The sequence below is a fragment of the Streptomyces sp. CO7 genome (genome assembly GCF_053474865.1).
Genome location: NZ_JBRIOU010000006.1, coordinates 102222 through 108673 on the forward strand (window position 1 = coordinate 102222; position 6452 = coordinate 108673).

At 73.6% G+C, this 6452-nt stretch carries 4 protein-coding genes; 1 reads left to right on the forward strand and 3 read right to left on the reverse strand.

The window, feature by feature from the left end; all coding sequences use genetic code 11:
* Positions 1–2307: glycoside hydrolase family 65 protein (locus ACOV8S_RS21840; protein WP_448319615.1), on the reverse strand; the 2307-nt coding region annotated here is incomplete at its 3' end.
* Positions 2304–3110, reverse strand: a complete 807-nt coding sequence (locus ACOV8S_RS21845) for an HAD family hydrolase (RefSeq protein WP_448319616.1) — start codon at positions 3108–3110, stop codon at positions 2304–2306. The genes ACOV8S_RS21840 and ACOV8S_RS21845, both read right to left, overlap by 4 nt.
* A gap of 226 nt (positions 3111–3336) precedes the next feature.
* Between ACOV8S_RS21845 and ACOV8S_RS21850 the strand changes: the two genes are divergently transcribed.
* Positions 3337–5802 carry a SpoIIE family protein phosphatase gene (locus tag ACOV8S_RS21850; RefSeq protein WP_448319617.1) on the forward strand — a complete coding sequence of 822 codons (2466 nt, stop codon included), beginning with the start codon at positions 3337–3339 and terminating at the stop codon, positions 5800–5802.
* Positions 5803–5907: 105 nt separating this feature from the next.
* Here ACOV8S_RS21850 and ACOV8S_RS21855 read toward each other — a convergent pair whose 3' ends face one another.
* Positions 5908–6393 (reverse strand): flavin reductase family protein, encoded by a 486-nt coding sequence (locus ACOV8S_RS21855; protein ID WP_448319619.1) that lies wholly within the window; start codon positions 6391–6393, stop codon positions 5908–5910.
* Positions 6394–6452 lie beyond the last annotated feature (59 nt).

Below are 6452 nucleotides of genomic sequence, written 5' to 3' on the forward strand. Positions count from 1 at the left end.
CCGGTGGACGGGGTTGGGGACGGGGCGGACGACGGGGCCGCCGCCGTTGGCGGTGACCCGCACCGGCTGGCCGTGGTGGCTGATGGTCAGCGGCTTGCCGCTGACCAGCTTGTAGGCCGCCGTGTCCTGGGTGATCTCGACCCGCAGACAGCGGCCGAGGACCTGCAGGGTGAAGGCGAGGCGGCTGAACTTCTCCGGCAGCCGGGGCGAGAACTCCAGCCGGTCGCCGCGCTGCCGCAGTCCGCCGAACCCGGCGACCAGGGCCAGCCAGGCCCCGGCGAGGGAGGCGATGTGCAGGCCGTCGCGGGCGTTGTGCTCCAGGTCGTCGAGGTCCATCAGGGCCGCCTCGGCCGTGTAGTCGTAGGCGAGCCGCAGGTGGCCCGCACGGGCGGCGATGACGGCCTGGCAGCATGCGGACAGGGACGAGTCGCGGACGGTCAGTGGCTCGTAGTAGGCGAAGTTCCGGGCGATCTGCTCCTCGTCGAACATGTCGTCGCAGGTGTACATCGCCAGGACCAGGTCGGCCTGCTTGATGACCTGCTTGCGGTACAGGTCGAAGTAGGGGAAGTGGAGCAGCAGCGGGTACTGGTCGGGGCCGGTCTTGTCGAAGTTCCACCGCTGGTGGCCGGTGAAGCCGGCCGACTGCTCGTGGACGCGCAGTTCCTCGTTGTAGGGGATGTGCATCGAGGCCGCGGCGTCGCGCCAGCCGGCGCTCTCCTCGTCGTCGACCCCGAGCTGGGCGGCCTGGTCGGCGTGGCGTTCCACCGCGTCGGCCGCGGCGAGCAGGTTGGCCCGGGCCATGAGGTTGGTGAACGCGTTGTCGTCGACGACGGCGCTGTACTCGTCGGGGCCGGTGACGCCGTCGATGTGGAAGTTGCCGTGGTGGTCGTGGTGGCCGAGCGAGCGCCACAGCCGGGCCGTCTCGACCAGGAGCTCCAGGCCGACCTCGCGCTCGAAGCGGGTGTCGCCGGTGGCGGCGACGTAGCGGACCACCGCCGAGGCGATGTCGGCGTTCACGTGGAAGGCGGCGGTGCCGGCGGGCCAGTAGCCGGAGCATTCGGAGCCGTCGATGGTCCGCCAGGGGAACGCGGCCCCGCGCAGCCCCAGGGTGGCGGCGCGCTCCTTGGCGACCTCCAGGGTGTTGTGCCGCCAGCGCAGCGCCTCGGCCACCGCCTTGGGCGACGTGTAGGTCAGGGGGGTGAGCACGAAGGTCTCGGTGTCCCAGAAGGCGTGCCCGTCGTAGCCGGAGCCGGTGAGACCCTTGGCGGGGATGGCGCGCTCCTCCGCGCGGACGCCGGCCTGCAGGACGTGGAAGAGGGCGAAGCGGACGGCCTGCTGGATCTCCTCGTCGCCGTCGACCTCGACGTCGGCGCGCCCCCAGAAGTCGGCGAGGAACTCCTCCTGCTCCTTGAGCAAGCCGTCCCAGCCGCTGTGCCGGGCGGCGGCAAGGGCGGCGTCGACCTGGTCGCTCATCGCGGGCAGGGAGCGGGTGCGCGACCAGCCGTGGGCAACCACCTTGTGCACCACCAGCCGCTGACCGGGTTCCAGGACCGAGGTGACGGTCAGGCGGGCGAGGTCGGCCTCGCTCTCGCTGTCGGTGACGATCGGCTGGTGTCCGGTGATGACGTGGTCGGCGGCGACGGCCACCCGGATGCCGCTGCGCTTGGTGCGGTGCACCAGGCGGAGCCTGTTGCCGGAGGCGAAGTCGTGCTCCGGCTGCAGCGGGGACTGCAGGGCCCTGGCCGCCCGGGGGTCGCTGCCCGTGCCGTCGGGGAGCTGTTCGTTGGCGACCAGTTCGGACTGCAGGACCACACGAACCCGGGCGTCGACCGGCTCGACCTCGTAGGAGACGGCGGCGATGGCCCGCTGGGTGAGGGAGACCAGCCGGGTGGAACGGACGCGGACCCGGGAGCCGGCCGGGGAGACCCAGTCGACGGTCCGCTCCAGGACTCCGCGTCGCATGTCCAGGGTGCGCTCGTGCGCCACCAGCCGGCCGTGGCGCAGGTCGAACGGCTCGTCGTCGACGAGCAGCCGCAGCACCTTGCCGTTGGTGATGTTGATCACCGTCTGGCCGGACTCGGGGTAGCCGTACCCGGCCTCCGCGTAGGGCAGCGGGTGGAGTTCGAAGACGCCGTTGAGGTAGCTGCCGGGCAGGCCGTGCGGCTCACCCTCGTCGAAGTTGCCGCGCCAGCCGACGTGGCCGTTGGAGAGCGCGAAGACCGACTCGCTCTGTGCCAGGACGTCCAGGCTGAGCTCGGTCTCCCGCACCGTCCAGGGCTCGACGGCGTACGACCGCTGGCTGATCACCGGCCACCTCCGGCGGACCCGCCGGGGACCGCGGAGGCGTCGGGGGCCGCGGAGGCGTCGGGGCCGCCGAGCACGCCGAGTTCGCCGAGGTCCGGCACGACGACGTCCGCGCCGTGGGCGCGCAGCGCGTCGGCCTGGCCGACCCGGTCCACGCCGACCACGTGGCCGAAGCGGCCGGCGCGGCCCGCGTCCATTCCGGCCAGCGCGTCCTCGAAGACGGCGGCCTCGGAGGGCTCCACGCCCAGGTCGCGGGCGGCGGCGAGGAAGGTGTCCGGCTTCGGCTTGCCCGGCAGTCCGCGCTCGGTGGCGACCACGCCGTCGATCCGTACGTCGAACAGGTTGACGGCGTCCACGGCGCGGAGCACGTCCAAGCAGTTCTTGCTGGAGGAGACGATGGCCGTGGAGAGTCCCTGGGCCCGGGCCCTCCTGATGTAGTCGAGGGTGGTCTCGTACGCCTCGACGCCGCCCTCCTGGATCTTGCGGAGCACCAGGTCGTTCTTCCGATTGCCGAGGCCCTGCACGGTCGACGCCTCCGGCGGGTCGTCCGGGGAGCCCTCGGGGAGCGTGATGCCGCGCGAGGCGAGGAAGGAGCGCACGCCGTCGGCGCGAGGGAGCCCGTCCACGTATTCGTCGTAGTCGTGCGCCGAGTCGAAGGGCCGGTATCCGGCTCCGTCCCGTTCCCTCAGGAAGGTGTCGAACGTCTCCTTCCAGGCCGCCGCGTGCACCACGGCGGTTCGGGTGACGACACCGTCGAGGTCGAAGAGGCAGGCCCGGATCTGCGCGGGAAGGCCGAGGTCGCTCATGCCGACCACCTTCCCACCAGGCGCGAATACGTGCCTGTCGGTTTCCCCGGGCCGGGTGAAAGGGGACCTGTGGCGGCTTTCCGGCCAGAGCCGCACAGAGGAGGCGGACGCGGCGATTCCACCCTGCCCGGGCGTGACCCGAACAACAGGGCCGAAGGTCCCTTGCGGATGCGCTGACGTGGGCATCCGCGTGATCCCGACCCGCCGGATGTGCCATGCTCATTGGGTGACGACCGACCCCGCCCCCTCCGCCGAGACCGGTGCCATCCCCGACGTGGTGGCGCCCGAGGCTGTGCTGGAGCGGGCCAAGGGCGTGATCATGGCGCTGACCGGCAGCACGGCCGACGCGGCCCACGCGGAACTGCTCCGCCGGGCGCGTGGCTCCGGGCGCACGCTGCTGGACGAGTGCTGGATCACCTTGAGCGGGGCCTCGACGGGACGCCCGGCGCTCGGGGGCGACCCGGTCTCGCGCCGTACCGCCGCCGTGCCCGCGCCCGCCTCCCCCTCGGACCGTGGTTCCTCCTCCGCCGCCTGGGGCTCCGCGCCCGCGCCGGCGGAGGACGTCAACGGCGCCGTGCTGCGCCGGGTGGGCCGGGCCCTGGTGGACGTCGGCGGCCCCGCCGAACTGGCCGCCGGCCTGCGCGAGCACCTGGCCGAGAGCGTGGGCCCGGACGCCGTGGTCGTCTTCTCCGTCCTGCCCGACGGCGGCCTGGAACTCACCGGCCACGCCGGCCTCGACGAGGACCTCGCGGCGCTCTGGCGCGGATCTCCGCCGGCCCCTGGGTCCCCCGTGGCCGAGGTGTTCGAGAGCCGTGCCCCGTATTGGCTGGAAAGCGCCGACGCCGGACCGTCGAAGTCGTCCAAGGCGGCGTCGTCCAAGGCGGCGTCGTCCAAGGCGGCCGGGGCGCCCAGGGCGTCGAGGTCCGCCCGGTCGCCCGAGCGGTCCGGTGACTCCTCCGGTCCCGGCGGGCCGTGGGGCTCGGGCGCCTGGCTACCGGTCGGGACGGGCACCAGACCGGCCGCCGTCCTCGGCGTGCTGCGGCACGGCGACGAGCCGCTGCCCGCGCGGACGCGCGAGTTGCTGCGGTCGGTCGCCCGGCTCTGCTCGGGCACGCTCGGGTCCTTCGACACCCGGCCCCAGCCCTTCGAGGGCGTCTCGCTCCCGACGGTGCACGCCGTGCTCGCCGCTCTCCCCGAGGCGGCGCTCGCCCTGGTCCCGCTGCGGTCCGGCTCCGGGCAGGTCGAGGACTACCGCATCGAGGCCGCCAGCCCCGCCGTGGTGGGGCTGACCGGCCGCACCGGCCAGGACCTGGTGGGGGTGCGGCTGCTCGAGTCGTTCCCCGCCCTGGCCGACGAGCACATCTGGCAGGGCCTGCTGCACACCCTGGCCACCGACGAGCCCTACGAGGGCGAGCCGATGGCCTACCCCTCGGGGAGCAGCGACGCCGGGGAGCTCCCCACCTTCTCGGTGCGGGCGCGGCGGCTGGGCGACGGCCTGATGCTGACCTGGTCCCGCTACGAGATCGCCGAGCGCCAGGAGCAGCGCCTCTCCGACGTGCAGCGCCTGGGCAATCTCGGCTGGACCAACTGGAACCTGCTGACCGAGGAGGTCAACTGGTCCCCGCAGGTCTTCCGTATCTTCGACCGCTCCCCCGCCGAGGGCCCCGTCCCGTACCACGACCTGCCCGGCCAGGTGATGGCCGAGGACCGGCCCGCCCTCACCCGCGCGGTGCGCTCGCTCGCCTCCGACGGCCGCGCCTTCGACGTGCCCTTCCGGATCCGCACCGCGCACGGCGTGCGCCACCTGCGGGCGGTCGCCGAGGCGGTGACGGACACCCACGGCACGCCCGTGGAGGCCCACGGGTTCGTCCAGGACCTCACCGCGCAGCGCAGTGCCGAGCTGGCGCTGGTGGAGAGCGAGCGGATGATGCTCACCCAGCACGGGATGCTGCGCGCCGAGCGCAGTCTGGCCGGCCGGCTGCAGCAGGCGCTGCTGCCGTTGCCGCACGAGCCGGTGCGCCCCGGCGGACTGCGGGTGGACGTCGCCTACCTGCCCGCGCAGTCCGGTATACAAGTGGGCGGTGACTGGTTCAGTGCGATCGAACTCCCCGACGGGGACGCCCTGTGCGTGGTGGGCGACGTGGCCGGGCACGGCATCGACGCGGTCGCCACGATGGCGCAGCTGCGGTTCACCGCCAAGGGCATGGTCATCACCGGCTCCTCGCTGACCGGCGCGCTGGCCCGGCTGAACGCCCTGCTGCTGCACACCGGCGAGCCGCGCGCGACGGCCACCATGGTGCTGGCCCGCTACAACCCGGGCGAACGCAAGCTGGTGTGGGCGCAGGCCGGTCATCCTCCGCCGTTGCTGCTGCGCGACGGCGAGGCCCGGTTCCTGAAGCGTCCGGTCGGCATGCTGCTGGGGGCGATGGAGAATCCGCCGTTCCAGGAGGCGGAGACGGTGCTGGAGCCGGGCGACCGGATCCTGCTGTACACGGACGGCCTGATCGAGCGGCCCTCCGAGGGCATCGACGCTGGTCTGCAGCGGCTGGCCGCCGCGGCCACCGGCCACGACGAGCAGCCGGGTTCGGCCTCGCTGGGTCCGCTGCTCGCCGAGATGCTCGAGGGCGAGCGCCGCGACGACGTCTGCGTGCTGGACATCCGGGTCATGCCCGAGAAGGACCTGGAGCACTGACCCCGCCCGTGCGGGCCGTGGCGCGCGCCGCCCGGCCGCTCGGGCAGGTGGTCCGGTCACCGGGGCAGACGGGCGGCCCCTAGGGGCCGGGCGCCCGGTGGCAGCTCAGGCGGGGTGTCCGGGCTCGATGTCCAAGGCGTCCTCCAGCCTGAGCAGGCGCCCCCGCTCCCCGGGACGCTCCCCGCTCCACTCGGGCGCCAGGACGTGCGCGACGTGGTCGCCGGTGTCCAGCCGCTGCTCGACGACGCCGACCGTCCAGGCGGCCGCTCCGGGGAGGACGACGCTGCCGCCCGGTCCCTCGCGCCAGTCGACGCCCGCGAACTTGTCGGTGCGGTCGCCGGTCTCTCCGCCGAACAGGGCCGCCAGGTCGTGCTGCTCGGGGGTGAGCAGGTGGACGACGAGCCGTTCTGCGCGCCGGGCCACCCGGCAGGTGTGGTTCGCCTTGGAGATCCAGACGGTGAGCCGGGGCGGGTCGATGGAGCACTGTGCCCAGAACCCGACGAGGCACCCGGCCCGCTCCCCGTCCGCGGTGGCGGTGACCACGCACATGTCGGGGTTGAGCCGTTTCATGAACGCGTCGGTGGATCGCATGCGTGCCATGCTGCCCCGGAAGCGCGCGGGCACTCCTGCGCCACTCCGCTCCCCCGCCC